This window comes from Pseudomonas sp. P20 (assembly GCF_016463925.1).
Taxonomy (GTDB): Bacteria; Pseudomonadota; Gammaproteobacteria; order Pseudomonadales; family Pseudomonadaceae; genus Pseudomonas; species Pseudomonas aeruginosa.
In genome coordinates this window covers 325,598-343,327 of sequence record NZ_JAEMVM010000010.1, presented here as the reverse complement: position 1 = coordinate 343,327, position 17,730 = coordinate 325,598, and the positions used below count along the sequence as shown (strand labels likewise).

The following is a 17,730-nucleotide window of genomic DNA, read 5'->3' as shown; positions in this document are numbered from 1 at the left end:
GGTGGCGAGGCTCTCAATCGAGTTGGAAGGAATAAACCGAGCCCAGTTTAAGGATCTGCGTCAGTTCATCCAATGCCGTCCGGCACTCCAGCAGCAGTTGGGGGTCGGCCAGGTCGGTCTCGCTCAGGCGGTCGCGGTAGTGCCGGTCGACCCAGGCTACCAGCGTGTCGTACAGGCCGGCGCTCATGATCACCCCCGGATTCACCGCCGCCAGCTCCCGTTCCTGCAGCGCCACGCGCAAGCGCAGGCAAGCCGGACCGCCGCCGTTCTGCATGCTCTGCTTGAGGTCGAAGACCTTCACTTCGCGGATCGGACCGTCGTCGCCGGTGAGCTGGTCCAGGTAGTTCCAGACCCGCGGGTTGTTCCGACACTCCTCCGGTACCACCAGCAGCATCGAACCGTCGGCCTTCGACAGCAGTTGGCTGTTGAACAGGTAGGACTTCACCGCGTCCTCCACCGCGACCTGGTCGCGCGGCACGCAGATGGCGCGGAAGCGGCCGCCGCGGCGGCCCAGCTTGTCGTGCAGTTCGGCAAGGACCTTCTCGGTATCGAGGAAGGCGTCCTCGTGATGGAACAGCACCTCGCCATTGCCCACCGAGATCACATCGTTGTGGAACACGCCCTGGTCGATCACCGCCGGGTTCTGTTGAGCGTAGACCACTCCGGCCTCGCTCAGCCCGTGCAGACGCGCGACGGCCTGGCAGGCTTCCAGGGTCTGGCGCGCCGGATAGCGTTGCGGCGCCGGGAAGCGACTGTCGAAGGCGCTGCGACCGAAGACGAAGAACTCCACGCCGGCATCGCCATAGTCCTTGCAGAAGCGCGTGTGGTTGGCCGCGCCTTCGTCGCCGAACTGGCTCACTGCCGGCAGCGCCGCGTGATGAGCGAAATGCCGCTCGTCGTTGAACATCGCCGCCAGCACGCGGCTGGTGGTGGGATGCTCGATGGATCGGTGGAACTTGCAGTTCAGGTTGGCCGCGGTGAAATGCACGCGGCCATCGGCGGTGTCGGCACTCGGGCTGACCGTGGCGGCATTGGCGGTCCACATGCTCGAAGCCGAGCTGCAGGCGGCGAGGAGAGGCATCGCTTCCTTCGCCGCGCGGCGGATCACCTCCTCGTCGCTGCCGGAGAAGCCCAGGCTACGCAGCGCAGCGGTATCCGGGCGGGCTTGCGGAGCGAGTACCCCCTGCTTGAAACCCATCTCCATCAGCGCCTTCATCTTCGCCAGGCCCTGCTTCGCCGCTTCCTTCGGGTTGGACACCGCCTGGCTGTTGCTTTGCGAAGCGACATTGCCGTAGGACAGGCCGCCGTAGTTGTGGGTCGGGCCGACCAGGCCGTCGAAATTCACTTCATGGGCATTCATAGGCTGATCCCGGGAGTCAGGGTGGCAGGAAGGGACACGCTGGGGCTTTCCAGCGAGGCGACCGGATAGGCGCAGTAATCGGCGGCGTAGTAGGCGCTCGGCCGGTGGTTGCCGGACGCGCCGATACCGCCGAACGGCGCGCTGCTGGCGGCGCCGGTGAGCTGCTTGTTCCAGTTGACGATGCCGGCGCGGCTTTCCACGAGGAACTGCTCGAAACGCTCGCGGGAATCCGACAGCAACCCGGCGGCCAGGCCGTACTGGGTGGCGTTGGCTTCACGGATCGCCGCAGCGAAATCGGAGTAGCGGATCACTTGCAACAGCGGCCCGAAGAACTCTTCGTCCGGTCGCTCGGCCACCGCGCTGACGTCGAGGATGCCCGGGGTCAGCAGGGCGGCGCCGTCGATCGGCTGGGTCATCGCCAGCAGCGGCTGTGCGCCCTTGCCGATCAAATGCTCCTGGGCCTTGAGCAGGTGCTCGGCGGCGCTCAGCGAAATCACCGCGCCCATGAACGGCGCCGGCTGTTCGTCGAAGCGACCGACCCGCAGGGTAGCGCTGACCGCCACCAGGCGCGCCAGCAGTGCGTCGCCCCAGGCGCCCTGCGGCACCAGCAGGCGGCGGGCGCAGGTGCAACGCTGGCCTGCGGAGATGAAGGCGGACTGGATGATGGTGTAGACGGCGGCGTCGAGGTCGGCGACCTCCTCCACCACCAGCGGGTTGTTGCCGCCCATCTCCAGCGCCAGGATTTTCTGCGGCTGGCCGCCAAACTGGCTGTGCAGCAGGTTGCCGGTGCGACTGGACCCGGTGAAGAACAGACCGTCGAGCCCTCGGTGGGCGGCCAGCGCGACGCCGGTTTCGCGACCGCCCTGGACCAGGTTGAGCACGCCGGCCGGCAGGCCGGCCTGGATCCAGGCCTTGAGCGTCAGCTCGGCGACCTTCGGGGTCAGCTCGCTGGGCTTGAACACCACGCAGTTACCGGCCAGCAGCGCCGGGACGATATGCCCGTTGGGCAGGTGGCCGGGGAAATTGTAGGGACCGAATACCGCCACCACGCCATGCGGCTTGTGCCGTAGCACGGCGGTAGCGTCGGCCAGCGGACCGGATTTCTCGCCGGTGCGCTCGCGGAACGCCTGCACCGAGATCGCCACCTTGTTGACCATGCTGGTCACTTCGGTGGCCGACTCCCACAGCGGCTTGCCGGTTTCCTCGCCGATCACTCGGGCCAGCTCGTCGGCGCGGGACTTGAGGGTCGCAGCGAAGCGCTCGAGCAACTCGATGCGCTGCTCCAGCGGGCGCCGCGCCCAGGCCGGGAAGGCCTCGCGGGCGGCGCGCACGGCGGCGTCGACCTGGGTGGCGTCAGCGCCGCGCCCGGACCAGACCACGCCCTGGCCAACCGGGTCGAGGGACTCCAGGGTCTCGCCCTGGCCCGCCAGCCACTGGCCGGCAATGTAATGGGTACTCATCATCGACTCCTCGGGCGCCCTCGCCGGGACGCCTCCATCAGGCTTTCAAGCGCGCTTCTGCGCCGACAGCGGCACCGCGCGTACCGAGGCGCCGGCCGACAGGCGCAGGCGCTTGGCAGTCAGCGGATCGACCACCAGGGTGCCGGCGGCGGCCCGCGCCGGCGCGGCGGTGATGCGACAGTCTTCGCGCTTGCGGTTGTGGATCAGGTAGGGCTCGGCGTCGTCGCCGGGAGTGCCCACCGCCAGCACCAGGTTCTGGCTCTCGGCGATGGCGCGGATCTTGTCGGTCTCGGCCTCGATCGCCGGGCCGGCGTCGAAGATGTCGACGTAGCCCTGGTAGCTGAAGCCCTCGGCCTTGAGCATGGCCAGCGCCGGCTCGGTGTTCGGATGGACGCGGCCGATCACCCCGCGCGCCTCCTCGGAGAGGAAGCAGGTGTAGAGCGGGAACTTCGGCATCAGCTCGGCGATGAAGGCCTTGTTGCCGACCCCGGTGAGGTAGTCGGCCTGGGAGAATTCCATCTTGAAGAAGTGCCGGCCGAGGCTTTCCCAGAATGGCGAACGCCCCTCCTCGTCGGACATGCCGCGCATCTCGGCGATCAGCTTGTCGCCGAACAGGTGGCGGAATTCGGCGATGAACAGGAAGCGCGCGCGCGACAGCAGCTTGCCGTTGAGGCCGCTGCGGTGGTCGGCGTGGAGGAACAGCGAGCACAGCTCGGAATTGCCGGTCAGGTCGTTGGCCAGGAACAGCGTGGGGATCTCGCGATGGATGTTGAGTTCCTGCGAGGCGCTCACGGTGAGGCCGACCCGGTAGTTGTACCAGGGTTCGCGAAGCCCCACCGCTCCGGCGATGGCGGAGATGCCGACGACCTTGCCGGCGTCGTCCTCGAGGACGAACAGGTAGTCGGCGTCGCCGCGTTCGGCCTCGCCGCGGAAGGCCTTCTCGGCCCAGCTGACGCGATGCTGCAGGCGCTGCTCGTTGGCCGGCAGGGTGGTCAGACCGGTACCGGTGCTGCGCGCCAGCTCGATCAGGGCCGGCAGGTCGGCGCTGGTAACAGGACGTACGATCATGACTGGCTCCTTCAGACCGCTACCAGGCGCACGCTGGCGCCTTCGCCGACGCCCAGGGCCTCGGCGGCTTCAACACTCAGGGCCACCGGCTTGCCGGGCGCCCAGTCCAGGTCCAGCACGACCGCGCGGAAGTCCTGCAACTGGCCGTTGGTGACCAGGTATGGACGCCCGCTCTTCGGCGCCTCGCCGATCTTCACCGGAACCACCCGGCTCTGGGCGATCGAGCGAATCCCCGAGGTACGCGCGTGCAGGGTCGGGCCGCCATCGAAGATGTCGATGTAGTTGTCGGTCTCGAAGCCTTCGCGCATCAGGATATCGAAGGTGATCTGCGCTCGCGGGTGGACCTGGCCCATGGACTCCTGGGCGGCATCCGGCAACAGTGGCACATAGATCGGATAGTGCGGCATCAGTTCGGCGAGGAAGGTGCGGCTCTTCAGCCCGGAGAGCTTTTCCGCCTCGATGTAGTTCAGGTCGAAGAAGTTGCGCCCGACCGCGTTCCAGAACGGCGATTCGCCCTGCTCGTCGCTGTAGCCGACGATCTCCACCACCACCGCGTCGGCGAAGCGCTCCGGATGGCTGGCCATGAACAGCAGGCGACCGCGCGAGTTGAGTTCGGCATGGACGCTCTGCACCAGGTCGCGCTGTACGTAGAAACTGGTCAGCAGGCTGTTGCCGGTAAGGTCGTGGCACAGCGAGAGGACATGGATCTTGTTGTGGATCGACAGCGAGCGCGAGGCGTGCACGAAGGTTTCATTGCGGAAGCTGTAGAACGGTTCCGAGAACCCGGCCGAGGCGACGATCGCCGAGCAGCCGACCAGCTCGCCGCTGGCGCTGTCCTCGAGGACGAAGAAATAGCTTTCCTCGCCGTTGTAGCTCACCTCCGCGGCGAACGAGGCCTCGGAAGCGAGGATCTTGTCGCGCAGGCGTTCGGCGTCATCCGGCAAGGACGTGACGCCTACCGGGCTGTCCGCCGCCAGACGCTGCACCTGTGGCAGGTCGGCCGCTTGGGCGGGGCGCATCACCAACATGGCGTCACTCCTTTCTCAGACAACGATGATTGCCGCATCCATGCGCGGGACCGCGGCACCTTCCTGTGCCACGGTTTCGAACGTCCAGCAGGGAAGATCCCGCGCCACGCACGGCGGCACGGTTCCCGGCTCCGGCGCGGGCCGCTCCGGGATTTCGCATCGGGTGCCCCGGCCTGCGCCGGGGCCCCGTGGGTTCGCTCAGCCGCGGACCAGCTTGGCCACGGCGCGCTCGAAGCGCTCCAGGCCTTCGTCGATCTCGGCGTCGTCGATCACCAGGCTCGGCGCGAAGCGCACCACGTCCGGGCTGGCCTGGAGCACCATGACCGCCTCTTTCTCGGCGGCGTTGAGCACATCCCTGGCCTTGCCCTTCCACTCGTCGGTCAGCGCCGCACCGATCAGCAGGCCCATGCCGCGGATCTCGTCGAAGATGCCGTACTCCTGGCCGATCTTCTGCAGGCGGGACTTGAAGCGCTCATGCTTGGCCTTCACGCCATCCAGCACTTCCGGGGTATTGATCACGTCCAGCGCCGCCTCGGCCACCGCCGAGGCCAGCGGGTTGCCGCCGTAGGTGGTGCCGTGGGTGCCGACCGAAAGGTGCTTGGCGATCTCGCCGGTGGTCAGCATCGCACCGATAGGGAAGCCGCCGCCCAGGCTCTTGGCACTGGAGAGGATGTCCGGGACCACGCCGTAGTGCATGTAGGCGAACAGCTCGCCGACCCGGCCCATGCCGCTCTGGACCTCGTCGAAGACCAGCAGCGCGTTGTGCTCGTCGCACAGCTTGCGCGCCCCTTCCAGGTAGGCCTGCTGCGCCGGCAGCACGCCGCCCTCGCCCTGGATCGGTTCCAGCACCACGGCGCAGGTCTTGTCGGAGATCGCCGCCTTCAGCGCTTCCAGGTCGTTGTAGGGAACGTGGGTGATACCCTCGAACTTGGGCCCGAAGCCATCGGAATACTTCGGCTGGCCGCCGACGTTGACGGTGAACAGGGTGCGCCCGTGGAAGCTGTTGCTGGCGGCGATGATCTCGTACTTCTGCGGGCCGTAGACATCGTTGGCGTAGCGGCGAGCCAGCTTGAAGGCCGCCTCGTTGGCTTCGGCGCCGGAGTTGGCGAGGAACACCCGCTCGGCGAAGGTGGCGTCCACCAGCTTGCGCGCCAGGCGCAGGGCCGGCTCGTTGGTGAAGACGTTGGAAACGTGCCAGATGCGCTGGGCCTGCTCGGTGAGCGCCTTGACCAGCGCCGGATGCGCGTGGCCCAGGGAGGTCACGGCGATGCCGCCGGCGAAATCGATCAGTTCGCGGCCGCTCTGGTCCCAGACGCGCGATCCCTCGCCTCGCACCGGAATGAAGGCGGCGGGGGCGTAGTTGGGGACCATATACCGGTCGAAATCGGCACGTTCTACCTGCGCATGGGGAGCGGACATCGGTGTTTCTCCTGCCTGAAGGCGGCTATCGATGAAAGGATTGTAGGGATTGGGACCGGGCCGGCATTGCCGCCATGCGACAACTTGTTATAGCGCCAACCCGGGAATTTCCGCGGCTTTCGGAAATGCGACAGAAAGCATCGGGAAGGCGCAGTGTAAACGCGCGATGCACTCGGGTGCATACTTCTTCTACGCCGCCCCGCGGGCGGGAACAGCAGGGAAACAAGCCATGCCCATCGAGGGAATCGACTACCGTCTCGTCTTCGCCTCCGACGTCAATCCGCGCGACGGCCTCGGCCTGGAGTGCTGGCGCGGCGAACAGCCGCTGTTCGAGGTCTTTCGCGACGACGTCGGCCGGCGTTTCGTGGTCAACCTGTTCGCCAGCGACGTTCCGCTGGAACTGCTGGAGACGATCATTCCGACGGCCCGTCGCGAACTCGGCGACTTCCCGAGGCGATCCGCCTCCCGGGGCGTCGCAAAGCCCGGCTGAAACCGCCGCGCCCTTGGCGATCAGCCGCGTTCGACGGGAGTGAAGGTCGTCTCGAAGGCGCTGCCGCCGCGCCGCTGGTTGCGGTCCTCGCGCGGAGTGACGCCGAAGAAGTTGCGGTAGGCGCTGGAGAAATGCGGCCCGGAAGAGAAACCGCAGGACAGGCCGATCTGGATGATCGACTTGCTGGTCTGCATCAGCATCTGCCGCGCGCGGTTCAGGCGCAGCTCCAGGTAGTACTGGCTGGGTACGCGGTTCAGGTATTGCTTGAAGATCCGTTCCAACTGGCGCCGCGAAACACACACATGCTGGGCGATCTCGTCGGTGGTCAGTGGCTCCTCGATATTGGCTTCCATCAGCAGTACCGCCTGGGTCAGCTTCGGATGGCTGGAGCCGAGGCGATTCTTCAGCGGGATGCGCTGGCGCTCGTTGCCTTCGCGAATGCGCTCCACCACCAGCTCCTCCGAGACCGCGCCGGCCAGTTCAGCGCCATGGTCGCGGGACAGCAGCGCCAGCAGCAGGTCGAGTACCGCCATGCCGCCGCAGGCGGTCATGCGGTCGCGATCCCACTCGAACAGGTGATTGGTGGCGATGACCTTGGGGAAGCGCTCGGTGAAGTCATCGTGCCAACGCCAGTGCACCGCGGCGCGATAGCCGTCGAGCAGGCCGAGCTGGGCCAGCGGGTAGATGCCGGCGGACAGCGCGCCGATCGCCGCTCCCGAACGCGCCAGTTGCTTGAGCGCCAGGCCCAGCGCTGGCGACACCGCCGCCGGCGCCTCGTCGGCGACCAGGAACAGCCGCGAGCATTGCTCCAGCCTGCCGTTCCAGGCCGTTCCCGGCAGGCGCCAGCCCTCCTCTTCGGCCGGCGCTTCGGCGAGCAGGAACAGCGGCTCGTAGAGCGCCTCGGGGTGCAACCGCCGGGCCGCCCGCAGGGCTTCCTCGGCAAGCGATAGCGTCAGCGCGCGGGTGGCGGGCCAGAGGAGGAAACCGATGCGTTGGGGTTGGGGTTGGGCAGTCATGGGAGCAGCTTAGCCGGCCTCTGCGATGAATGTTACTTGAGGCTGCCGGAGAGGAACTGCTTGAGGCGGTCCGACTGCGGGTTGGCGAGGACTTCCTTCGGGCAGCCGTGTTCCTCGACCAGGCCCTTGTGCAGGAACACCAACTGGTTCGACACCTCGCGGGCGAAACCCATCTCGTGGGTCACCACCACCATGGTGCGGCCTTCCTGGGCCAGGTCCTGCATGACCTTCAGCACTTCGCCCACCAGTTCGGGGTCGAGCGCCGAGGTCGGCTCGTCGAACAGCATCACTTCCGGCTCCACCGCCAGCGCCCGGGCGATCGCCACGCGCTGCTGCTCGCCGCCGCTCATGTGCGCCGGGTAGGCGTCCTTGCGGTGCGCCACGCCGACCTTGGCCAGGTAGTGCTCGGCCTTCTCGATGGCTTCCTTCTTCGACACGCCGAGCACATGCACGGGCGCCTCGATGACGTTCTCCAGGGCGCTCATGTGCGACCACAGGTTGAAATGCTGGAACACCATCGACAGGCGCGAGCGCATGCGCTGCAACTGGCGGGAGTCGGCGGCCTTCAGCGCGCCGTCGCGGCCGGGCACCAGCTTCAGCTCCTCGCCGTTGAGCAGGATCTTGCCGGCGTGCGGCTGTTCCAGCAGGTTTATGCAGCGCAGAAAGGTGCTCTTGCCGGAACCGCTCGAGCCGATGATGCTGATCACGTCGCCCGCTTTCGCCGCCAGCGAGACGCCCTTGAGCACCTCGTGGCTACCGTAGCGCTTGTGCAGGTCTTGGACTTCCAGTTTGTACATGTGTGTGTTCTCGGCTAATCAGTCGCTGAGCAAGCGTCCCTGACGGATCGGTTGACGACCGGCCACCTTGGCCAGCCAGAGTCCCGGCTGCGCGTAGCGCATCCGTTCGATGGCGAAAAGCACGCCGGAAACCCCGGCGCACACGGTGCTGGCACGGTCGGCCAGGGGATCGATGACCTGGAACAGCGGTTCGCCCGCCTCCACCCATTCGCCCGGCCGGCGCAGGAAACTCACCACGCCGGTATGCGGGGCGTGGACGTATTCGGTGCCCTCGAAGGGCAAGCCTTCGCAGCAGGCTTCGGGCGCCGCCGGCCATTCGCCCTCGACGAAGCCCTGCTCGGCGAGGAAGGCCAGGATCGCCGCGGCGTTGGCCTCGGCCTGCTGCACGGTGGTGTCGGCCTGGCCGCCGAGTTCGACGGTGGTCGCCAGGCAGGCCAGCGGCAGCTCGGCGCGCGGATACAGGCGCGACAGGCGCAGCCACGGCACCGAGCAGGCCTCGTCGAAGGAACCGCCGCCGGACTCCTCGGCGAGCAGCCCGACGGCGGCGCCCAGGCGTGCGGCCAGGGAGGCGAAGGCGGGCCATTGCTGCGGCAGGGTATAGAGATGGATGGCGGCCTCGAAGTCGCAATGCAGGTCGAGCACCAGGTCGGCGTCGCAGGCGTGGCGATACAGCAGGCGCTGCATGCCCTCCAGTTCCGAGGTCGCCGGCGGCAGGGCGTCCAGCGCCGCGCGCAGGGCCTGGCGGACCAGCGCGACATTGGCCGCCGGATCGCTGCCGAGACGCTCGCCGACGCTGTCGATCACCGCGTCCAGCAGGTCGGGGAAATCGCGATTGAAGTTGCGCCCGCTGCTCATTTCGAAGCGCCCCTGGTGCAGCGCCTGGATCATCTGCCCGAGACCGACCGGATTGGCCACCGGCACCAGCTCGACGGTGCCGCGCAGGCGGCCTTCCGCCTCCAGCAGGCGCAACCGCTGCTTCAGCTCCCAGGCGGTGCGCATGCCCGGCAACTCGTCGGCGTGCAGGCTGGACTGGATGTAGACCTTGCGCGCGCCGCAGCCGAAGCGGAACACGCTCAGGCGCTTCTCGCTTCCCAGGGTGCTCCACGGCAGCAGGTGGTCGATACGCTCCATGCGGTCCTCCGGATCAGGATTTGCGCGGCGCCAGGTAGGCCAGCCAGCGGCGCTCGGCAAGCTTGAACAGGCGCACCAGGATGAAGGTCAGGCACAGGTAGAACAGGCCAGCGGTGATGAACGCCTCGAACGGCAGGTAGTACTGCGAGTAGACGGTCCGCGCGGCGCCGGTGATGTCCACCAGGGTGACGATGGACGCCAGGCTGGTGGTCTGCAGCATCATGATCACTTCGTTGCTGTACTGCGGCAGGGCGCGCCGCAGTGCCGACGGCAGGAGGATGCGGCGGTACATCTTCAGGCGCGACATGCCCATCGCCTTGGCCGCCTCGATCTCGCCATGGGGCGTGGCCTTCAGGCTGCCGGCGAGGATCTCGGCGGTATAGGCGCTGGTGTTGATGGCGAACGCCAGGCAGGCGCAGAAGGAGGCGTTCGACAACCAGGGCCACAGCGCGCTCTCGCGCACCGCGTCGAACTGCGCCAGGCCGTAGTAGATCAGGAACAGCTGGACCAGCATCGGCGTGCCGCGGATCACGTAGGTGTAGAGCCAGGCCGGGAAGTTCACCAGCGGCTGCTTGGAGACCCGCATCAGCGCCAGCGGCACCGCCAGCAGCAGGCCGATCAGCAGGGAGATCGAGAGCAGCTTGAGGGTGACCAGCAGGCCGTCGAAATAGAGCGGAAGGCTGTCCCAGATGACGGAGAAATCGAAGATCACGATAGGGCCCCTTGACTCACAGTTCCGCGGTTTTCACGCCGACCGAATAGCGGCGTTCGAGCAGGCGCAGCAACAGCAGCGACACGCTGGTCACCAGCAGGTACAGGCCGGCCACGGCGAGGTAGTAGGTGAACGGCTCGCGGGTCGCATCGGAGGCCTGCTTGGCCTTGAACATCATGTCCTGCAGGCCGACCACGGAAATCAGCGCGGTGGCCTTGACCAGCACCAGCCAGTTGTTGGTGAAGCCGGGGATCGCCAGGCGGATCATCTGCGGCACCTGGATGCGGAAGAACACCTGGCGGTGGCTCATGCCATAGGCGTAGCCGGCCTCGCCCTGGCCCTTGGGAATCGCCATGAAGGCGCCGCGGAAGGTTTCCGAGAGATAGGCGCCGAAGATGAAGCCGAGGGTGCCGACGCCGGACACGAAGGGATTCAGGTCGATGTAGTCGTCGTAGCCGAGTTGCGGGGCGACCCAGTTCAGCAGGCCCTGGCCGCCGTAGAAGATCAGCAGGATCAGCACCAGGTCGGGGATGCCGCGCACTACCGTGGCGTACAGGTCGCCGCACCAGGCCAGCCAGCGCACCGGCGACAGGCGGAAGGCCGCGCCCAGCAGGCCGAGGACGATGGCCAGGAGCATGGAAAGCAGGGCCAGCTGGAGAGTCAGCCAGGCGCCATCGACGATGGTCGCACCGTAGCCAGTGATCATCAAAACGGTACCTCTATGCAGCTAATGCAGCGCTAAAGCAGTGGCGTCCAGTCAATAAAAAAGTGGCACAAACAGCGCGAGGCGTCGCGGACGTTTGTGCCACCTCTGACGGATAGCGTCAGTTCGAACCGTAGACGTCGAAGCTGAAGTACTTGTCCTGGATCTGCTTGTACTTGCCGTTGGCGCGCAGCGCGTCGATGGCCGCGTTGAACTTGCCGGCCAGCTCGCTATCGCCCTTGCGCACGGCGATGCCGACGCCTTCGCCGAAGTACTTGGCATCGGTCAGTTGCGGACCGACGAAGGCGTAGCCCTTGCCGGCATCGGTCTTGAGGAAGCCGTCCTCGAGGTTCACCGAGTCGGCGACCACCGCGTCGAGGCGACCGGCCACCAGGTCCATGTTGGCTTCCTGCTGGGAGTTGTAGCGCACCACTTCGACGCCGGCCGGGGTCAGTTCGGCGGAGGCGTAGCGGTCGGCGGTACTGCCACGCAGCACGCCGGCCTTCTTGCCCTTCAGGTCGGCCTTGGGATCGTTGAGGCTGGCGCCTTCCTTCATCACGAAGCGCGCCGGGGTGTTGTAGTACTTGTTGGTGAAGTCGACCGAACGCTTGCGCTCGTCGGTGATGGTCATCGACGAGAGGATCGCATCGATCTTGCGCACCTTGAGTGCCGGGATCAGGCCGTCGAACTCCTGCTCGACCCACTTGCACTGCACCTTCATCTCTTCGCAGAGGGCATTGCCGATATCCACGTCGAAGCCTGCCAACTGGCCGTCCGGGGTCTTCAGCGAGAACGGCGGGTAGGCCGCCTCGATGCCGATGCGCACCGGCTTGTCGGCGGCGAAAGTGGGCAGGGAGAGCACGGACAGCGCCAGGGCGCCGAGAAGTGCGAGCTTCTTCATCTGGAACTCCTTCGAAGGGGATGGCATCGATTGGCAGGAGAAATAGAACCTTGCCCAGGCTGCCGACGGATATGCGTGATCACCGGCTCTTGCGCATGGCGCCTTCTCGTGGACAGGGCGCCAGCTGGGGTGAGCGGCATTCTAGCGACAGGCCGAAAGTGGTTATTTCTTCAATGCGACAACTAATTATAAAAGCACCGAAGAGGGCATTCGGCGATATTGACAGGCAGCGACATTTGTGCCCGGAAAGCGCGAAGTGTAATCAATGAGTAAAGCAAATCTCAAGCCATAAATTGCCAATTCCTTCTCCTTCAATGGCTTGGCCGCTACGACTCACCTCGACTGCTACCCCGTGTCGCACCTTGGCTGTGCGTGGCGTTTCCTCTCGCCCCAATTATGCGCAGGCGCGCATCACCGAAGTGTTACCGCCGCCCCATTCCCGGCGCGAGCCCATTCGAAACGCCCTCCTCCTCGGCCCGCGCCAAATGAAAGACCCCGCGCGGCTCGCACCGCGCGGGGTCGTTTCGGATCAGGCGGAAGTCAGGCGGCCTGCATCGAGCGATGGGTCTCGATCAGGTGCTGGACCACGCCCGGGTCGGCAAGGGTGGAGATGTCGCCGAGGGTGTCGTACTCGGCCGCGGCGATCTTGCGCAGGATGCGCCGCATGATCTTGCCCGAACGGGTCTTCGGCAGTCCCGGCGCCCACTGGATCACATCCGGCGTGGCGATCGGACCGATCTCGCGGCGAACCCATTGCTTCAGCTCCTGGCGCAGCGCCTCGCTCGGCTCGACCCCGGAGTTGAGGGTGACGTAGACATAGATGCCCTGCCCCTTGATGTCGTGCTGCATGCCGACCACCGCCGCCTCGGCGACCTTCGGGTGGGCGACCATCGCGCTTTCCACCTCGGCGGTGCCCATGCGGTGGCCGGAGACGTTGAGCACGTCGTCGACCCGCCCGGTGATCCAGTAGTAGCCGTCCTCGTCGCGGCGCGCGCCGTCGCCGGTGAAGTACATGCCCTTGAAGGTCTTGAAGTAGGTGTCGACGAAGCGGTCATGGTCGCCGAACAGGGTCCGCGCCTGGCCCGGCCAGGAGTCGAGGATCACCAGGTTGCCCTCGGCGGCGCCCTCGATCAGGTTGCCGAGGTTGTCCACCAGCGCCGGGACCACGCCGAAGAACGGCTTGGCCGCGGAGCCCGGCTTCATCGCATGGGCGCCCGGCAACGGGGTCATCAGGCAGGCGCCGGTCTCGGTCTGCCACCAGGTGTCGACGATCGGGCAGCGCGACTGGCCGACGGTCTCGTAGTACCACTGCCAGGCTTCCGGGTTGATCGGCTCGCCCACCGAACCGAGCAGACGCAGGCTGGAACCGTCGGCACCGGCCACCGCCGCCTTGCCTTCGGCCATCATCGCGCGGATCGCGGTCGGCGCGGTGTAGAGGATGTTGACCTTGTGCTTGTCGATGATTTTCGCCACGCGGGTCACGTCGGGGTAGTTCGGCACGCCCTCGAACAGAATGGTGGTGGCGCCGTTGGCCAACGGGCCATAGACGATGTAGGTGTGGCCGGTGACCCAGCCGATGTCGGCGGTGCACCAGTAGACTTCGCCCGGACGGTAGTCGAAGACCCGCTCGTGGGTCAGCGAGGCGTACACCAGGTAGCCGCCGGTGGTATGCAGCACGCCCTTCGGCTTGCCGGTGGAGCCGGAGGTGTAGAGGATGAACAGCGGGTCCTCGGCGCCCATTTCCTTGGGTGCGCAAGTGCTGCCGGCAACCTTCATCAGGTCGTCGTACCAGACGTCGCGGTGCTGGTTCCACTTGATCTCCGCACCGGTACGCTTGCAGACGATGATCTTCTGCACGCTGGAGGTTTCCGGGTTGGTCAGGGCGTCGTCGACATTGGCCTTCAGCGGAGTGCGCTTGCCGCCGCGCACGCCTTCGTCGGCGGTGATCACCACCTTCGACTTGCAATCGATGATGCGCCCGGCCAGGGCCTCGGGGGAGAAGCCGCCGAAGACCACCGAGTGGATCGCGCCGATGCGGGTGCAGGCGAGCATGGCGACCACGGCCTCGGGGATCATCGGCATGTAGATGGTCACTACGTCGCCGCGGTGCACGTCCTGCCCGCGCAGGGCGTTGGCGAACTTGCAGACCTGCTCGTGGAGCTGGCGGTAGGTGATTTCCTGGTGGTCGGCGGGATCGTCGCCTTCCCAGATGATCGCCACCTGGTCGCCGCGTTCGGCGAGGTGACGGTCGAGGCAGTTGTGCGACACGTTGAGGGTGCCGTCGGCGAACCACTTGATGTCCACGTGATGGTCGTCGAAGGAGGTCTGCTTGACCTTCTCGAACGGCTTGATCCAGTCGATCCGCTGGGCCTGCTCGCGCCAGAAGCCGTCGGGGTTGACGACGGACTGCTGGTACATCGTCTTGTAGGTGGCTTCGTCGGTGAAGGTCCGTGCCACCGCTTCCGGGTGCACGGGGTACAGGGATGCCGCAGACATGGCTTTAACCTCGGTACGTGAGTGTTGTTTTTGTTGTGCCCAGTTGTAGCGAGCGCACACCCCACGAACCATACGACCATGGTCTTACCACTGCGCGACAGCGCCGATAGTAGCTATAAGCCGCGCCGATCGTAGCCTTGCGCCAGCGGCGGAGCGCGTCCCGCGCCCCGCCGCCGCGACCTCAACTCATGCCCAGCAGGCCCGGCAGCCACAGCGAGATCAACGGCACGTAGGTCACCAGGATCAGGAACAGCAGCAGGATCATCAGCCACGGCAGCGCCGCGCGGATGGTCGCCCCCAGCGGCATGCCGGTGACCGCCGAAGTGACGAACAGGTTGAGGCCGACCGGCGGGTGTACCAGGCCGATCTCCATGTTCACCACCATGACGATGCCCAGGTGGATCGGGTCGATGCCCAGCTTCATGGCGATGGGGAAGAAGATCGGCGCCAGGATCAGCACGATCGCCGAGGGCTCCATGAAGCTGCCGGCGACCAGCAGCACCACGTTGACCATCAGCAGGAAGCCGATCGGGGTCAGGCCTTCCTGCACCACCCATTCGGTGATCTGCTGGGGGATCTGCTCGGTGGTCAACACGTGGGCGAAGAGCATGGCATTGGCGATGATGAACATCAGCATGATGCTCAGCCGCCCCGACTCCAGCAGCACCTTGGGACAGTCGCGCAGGCGCATGTCCTTGTACACGAACAGCGCGACGAAGGCCGAATACACCGCCGCCACCGCCGCCGCCTCGGTGGGGGTGAACAGCCCGGAATAGATGCCGCCGAGGATGATCACCAGCAGCAACAGGCCCCAGCCTGCACGGCGTGCGGCGGCCAGCCACTCGCGGAAGCTGGCGCGCGGCTGCGCCGGCAGCTTCTTGACCCGCGCGACGATGTAGATCACCACCATCAGGATCACCCCGAGCAACAACCCCGGAACCACCCCGGCGACGAACAGCTTGCCCACCGAGGTCTCGGTGGCGGCGGCGTAGACCACCATCACGATCGATGGCGGGATGAGGATGCCCAGGGTCCCGGCATTGCAGATGATCCCCGCGCCGAAGGCGCGCGGATAGCCGGAGCGGACCATGCCGGCCACGGCGATCGAGCCGACCGCCGCCACTGTCGCCGGCGACGAACCGGACAGCGCGGCGAACAGCATGCAGGCAAGCACCGCAGCGATCGCCAGGCCGCCGCGGATATGCCCGACGCAGGCATTGGCGAAGTCGATCAGGCGCCGCGCCACGCCACCGGTGGTCATGAACGCGCCGGAGAGCAGGAAGAACGGGATCGCCAGCAGGGTGTAGGCCTCGGAGGTCTCGAACAGCTTGATCGCCAGCGAGCGCACCGAATCCGGGCTGAACAGCAGGATCGTCAGGGCGCCGGACAGCCCCAGGGAGATGGCGATGGGCACGCCGATGAACATGAACAGGAACAGCAGCAGGAACAGGATCAGCACGGTCATGGACGGTTCTCCCCGGCCTCTTCGCCGGCCAGTTTGGAGGCCTCGGCGGCCTCGTCGGCGAGGCCCAGCCCGAGCTGGCGACCGCGCAACAGGTTGACGAGGATTTCCAGGTAGCGCAGCAGCACCAGGCCGAAGCCGACCGGCACCACCACCGCGATGTAGGCCTGGAGGATGCCGAAGTGGTCGAGGTCCTCGGCGCCGATGCCGGCGACGAACAGGGTCTTCACCCAGTCGTAGCTGGCGACCATGAACAGCCCGGCGTAGCCCAGGCAGCAGAGGCAGGCGAGTATCCCGATCAGGCGCTGCAAGGGACGCGGCGCCAGGCGCACCAGGGCATCCACCCCGAGGTGGCCGGCGGTGCGTACGCCGTAGGCGATGCCGAGGAAGATCAGCCAGCCGAACAGCGCCTTGGTCAGCGCGTTGCTCCAGGACATATCCTGGGCTACCCCGAGGATCGCGTCGCCCATCGAGTACAGCGGAGCCCGCAGTGTCGGCAGGCGGTCGCCGAGGTCGTAGAACAGGGTGAAGACGTTGGTCATCACCACATAGAGGAAGGTCACCAGCGTCATCGCCGCCAGCAGGAAGGCGATAGCGCCCTCCTCGAAGCGGTTCCAGACGCGCACGAGTCGATTCATCGCAGCGTTCTCCACAATGCCCCGCCCGGCCGGGCGGGGCCGGACGGGTCAATCGGGACGGTTGGAAGCTTCGGCGGCCTGGAGCAGATCGGCACCGACATTGCCGCGGAATTTCTGCCATACCGGCTGCATCGCCTGGCGCCAGTCGGCGCGCTGCTGCGGGCTCAGGGTATGGATCTCGCTGGCGCCACTGGCGAGGATGCGCTGGCGGGCGTCGCGGTTGAGGCGCTCGGCCTCGAGGTTCACCTGCACGGTGACCTCGTCCATGATCCGCTGCAGTTCTTCGCGGATGTCCGCCGGAAGGCCGTTCCAGAACTTCGCGTTGGTGATCACCATGTAGTCCACCAAGCCGTGGTTGGACTCGGTGAAATACTTCTGTACCTCGTTGACCTTCTGGCTCTCGTAGTTCGACCAGGTGTTCTCGGTGCCATTCACCACGCCGGTCTGCAAGCCCTGGTAGACCTCGGCGAAGGACATCTTCCGGGAGATCGCGCGGAGCTGGCGGAACTGCTCGTTGAGCACGTCGGACGCCTGCACGCGGAATTTCAGCCCGCGCGCGTCTTCCGGCTCCAGCAACGGGCGATTGGCGGAGAGCTGCTTCATCCCGTTGTGCCAGTAGGCCAGGCCGAGGATGCCCTTGCCCTGCATGCTGGTCAGCAAGGCGCGCCCCTGCGGGCTGCGCTGGAAGCGGTCGACCGCCTGGATGTCGTCGAAGAGGAACGGCAGGTCGAAGATCTGCACCTTGCGCGTGTACTGCTCGAACTTGGCCAGGGACGGCGCCAGCATCTGCACGTCGCCCAGCAGCAGCGCCTCCATTTCCTTGCCGTCGCCGAACAGCGACGAGTTGGGATAGACGTCTACCTCGACCCGGCCGCCCAGGCGCTGTTCGACGAGTTTCTTGAACAGCAGCGCGCCCTGGCCTTTGGGCGTGTTTTCCGCGACCACGTGGGAGAACTTGATGACGATCGGCTGCGCGGCATTCGCCAGGCAGGAGCCACCGATCGCCAGGGCGCACAACAGCGCCCGTACCATCGTCTTGAACATTTCGT

At 66.4% G+C, this 17,730-nt stretch carries 16 protein-coding genes; 1 reads left to right on the top strand and 15 read right to left on the bottom strand.

Annotated features, from left to right (window positions below; translation table 11 throughout):
• Positions 1 to 13: 13 nt before the first annotated feature.
• From astB to aruC, 5 genes are all read right to left on the bottom strand, one after another.
• Entirely contained in the window at positions 14 to 1,360 is a 1,347-nt protein-coding gene (gene astB / locus JHD77_RS16050) for an N-succinylarginine dihydrolase (protein WP_003085956.1), read from the bottom strand.
• Entirely contained in the window at positions 1,357 to 2,823 is a 1,467-nt protein-coding gene (gene astD / locus JHD77_RS16045; protein ID WP_003123236.1) for a succinylglutamate-semialdehyde dehydrogenase, read from the bottom strand. The genes astB and astD overlap by 4 nt, the downstream gene beginning before the upstream one ends.
• Positions 2,824 to 2,865: 42 nt before the next feature.
• The gene (gene astA / locus JHD77_RS16040) at positions 2,866 to 3,888 is read right to left on the bottom strand and encodes an arginine N-succinyltransferase (protein WP_003110258.1); all 1,023 of its coding nucleotides are present in this window, start codon (positions 3,886 to 3,888) and stop codon (positions 2,866 to 2,868) included.
• Positions 3,889 to 3,899: 11 nt separating this feature from the next.
• On the bottom strand, positions 3,900 to 4,916 hold the full coding sequence (gene aruF / locus JHD77_RS16035) for an arginine/ornithine succinyltransferase subunit alpha (protein ID WP_023083145.1): 1,017 nt from the start codon (positions 4,914 to 4,916) through the stop codon (positions 3,900 to 3,902).
• A 198-nt stretch (positions 4,917 to 5,114) separates the two neighbouring features.
• The gene (gene aruC / locus JHD77_RS16030; protein ID WP_003112608.1) at positions 5,115 to 6,335 is read right to left on the bottom strand and encodes a bifunctional succinylornithine transaminase/acetylornithine aminotransferase; all 1,221 of its coding nucleotides are present in this window, start codon (positions 6,333 to 6,335) and stop codon (positions 5,115 to 5,117) included.
• A gap of 166 nt (positions 6,336 to 6,501) precedes the next feature.
• On the opposite strand from aruC, the gene JHD77_RS16025 reads away from it, so the two are divergent.
• Entirely contained in the window at positions 6,502 to 6,825 is a 324-nt protein-coding gene (locus tag JHD77_RS16025; protein ID WP_025270892.1) for a hypothetical protein, read from the top strand.
• A 20-nt stretch (positions 6,826 to 6,845) separates the two neighbouring features.
• Here the strand turns inward: JHD77_RS16025 and argR are convergent, their stop codons facing one another.
• The 10 genes from argR to JHD77_RS15975 form a co-directional block, all read right to left on the bottom strand.
• Positions 6,846 to 7,841: a transcriptional regulator ArgR gene (gene argR / locus JHD77_RS16020; protein WP_031756458.1), complete on the bottom strand. Its 996-nt coding sequence runs from the start codon at positions 7,839 to 7,841 to the stop codon at positions 6,846 to 6,848.
• Positions 7,842 to 7,873: 32 nt separating this feature from the next.
• Positions 7,874 to 8,638, bottom strand: a complete 765-nt coding sequence (gene aotP, locus JHD77_RS16015; protein WP_003085940.1) for an arginine/ornithine transport ATP-binding protein AotP — start codon at positions 8,636 to 8,638, stop codon at positions 7,874 to 7,876.
• An 18-nt stretch (positions 8,639 to 8,656) separates the two neighbouring features.
• On the bottom strand, positions 8,657 to 9,769 hold the full coding sequence (locus tag JHD77_RS16010) for a M14 family metallopeptidase (protein WP_003112610.1): 1,113 nt from the start codon (positions 9,767 to 9,769) through the stop codon (positions 8,657 to 8,659).
• Between the two features lie 13 nt (positions 9,770 to 9,782).
• Positions 9,783 to 10,481 carry an ABC transporter permease gene (locus JHD77_RS16005; protein ID WP_003085936.1) on the bottom strand — a complete coding sequence of 233 codons (699 nt, stop codon included), beginning with the start codon at positions 10,479 to 10,481 and terminating at the stop codon, positions 9,783 to 9,785.
• A gap of 16 nt (positions 10,482 to 10,497) precedes the next feature.
• On the bottom strand, positions 10,498 to 11,187 hold the full coding sequence (locus tag JHD77_RS16000) for an ABC transporter permease (RefSeq protein ID WP_003085934.1): 690 nt from the start codon (positions 11,185 to 11,187) through the stop codon (positions 10,498 to 10,500).
• A gap of 118 nt (positions 11,188 to 11,305) precedes the next feature.
• Entirely contained in the window at positions 11,306 to 12,085 is a 780-nt protein-coding gene (locus tag JHD77_RS15995; RefSeq protein WP_003085932.1) for an ABC transporter substrate-binding protein, read from the bottom strand.
• Between the two features lie 540 nt (positions 12,086 to 12,625).
• A complete protein-coding gene (gene acs / locus JHD77_RS15990; protein WP_003110260.1) occupies positions 12,626 to 14,581 on the bottom strand; it encodes an acetate--CoA ligase in 1,956 nt (651 codons plus the stop codon).
• Positions 14,582 to 14,762: 181 nt separating this feature from the next.
• Positions 14,763 to 16,046, bottom strand: a complete 1,284-nt coding sequence (dctM, locus tag JHD77_RS15985) for a C4-dicarboxylate TRAP transporter large permease protein DctM (RefSeq protein ID WP_003085927.1) — start codon at positions 16,044 to 16,046, stop codon at positions 14,763 to 14,765.
• Positions 16,043 to 16,681 (bottom strand): TRAP transporter small permease, encoded by a 639-nt coding sequence (locus tag JHD77_RS15980; RefSeq protein WP_003114245.1) that lies wholly within the window; start codon positions 16,679 to 16,681, stop codon positions 16,043 to 16,045. Before JHD77_RS15980 ends, dctM begins: the two co-directional genes overlap by 4 nt.
• A 48-nt stretch (positions 16,682 to 16,729) precedes the next feature.
• Complete coding sequence (locus tag JHD77_RS15975) at positions 16,730 to 17,725, bottom strand: TRAP transporter substrate-binding protein (RefSeq protein ID WP_003114244.1); 996 nt, start codon at positions 17,723 to 17,725, stop codon at positions 16,730 to 16,732.
• Between the last annotated feature and the right edge of the window lie 5 nt (positions 17,726 to 17,730).